This is a genomic window from Xanthomonas sp. A1809 (assembly GCF_017746015.1).
In the GTDB taxonomy this organism is placed as follows: Bacteria; Pseudomonadota; Gammaproteobacteria; order Xanthomonadales; family Xanthomonadaceae; genus Xanthomonas; species Xanthomonas euvesicatoria.
This window is the reverse complement of record NZ_JAGHWZ010000065.1, coordinates 1-621: the sequence shown is the minus strand read 5'-3', so window position 1 is coordinate 621 and position 621 is coordinate 1. Positions and strand designations below refer to the sequence as shown.

The 621-nt window shown below is 60.9% G+C and carries 1 protein-coding gene; it reads right to left on the bottom strand.

Annotated features, from left to right (window positions below; genetic code table 11):
- The coding region (locus J7396_RS22430; protein WP_209262190.1) for a transposase at positions 1 to 621 on the bottom strand (621 nt) is incomplete at both ends.

The window sequence follows — 621 nt, the reverse complement described above, 5'->3', positions numbered from 1 at the left end:
GTCGACGGTGTTGGTGTTGCGTGGCCGATGAGCGGGCCTGACGCCTGCAAAGCGGTTGGTCTTGGCTTGGACCATTGCGCGGAAGGCGTCGTGGCCCAGGGCTCGCTGCTGCTGTAGATGAAGACGAATGTTGGCGAGCAGTTCGTCGGAGAGGGCTTCATTGAGCAGAGCACGGTACGCGTTGGATCGCTGGATCGGGTCGCTGCCAAGCGCAAGCCAACAGGGATGTGGTGTCAGCACGGAGTGCTTGCGTTGGCCTAGGTTGGCTGGGCAACTGGACCAGCGATACGTCGCCGGGTTGTCGGTCAGGCGAGCACGCACCGGATTGAGCTCAATGTAGCGATAGCAGCGAAGGACGTAGTCCGCACTGTCCACAAGACATGCCTTGTACCGGCCTTCCCACAGCGTGCCCGTGCGCCCGTGGCGGCCATTGAACAATGCGACGTAGTTTCGCCCAAGCCGTTGCATCAGTTGTCCGATGCGTCCCGCTGCAGGTGGCGTGACTAGCAAGTGCACATGGTTGTCCATCAAGACGTAAGCGTGCAGCTGGCAGCCTGTGGCGTGCAGGGCCTCATGCATCAGGTGCAGATAGCGCAATCGATCGCCATCATCCAGAAAGCA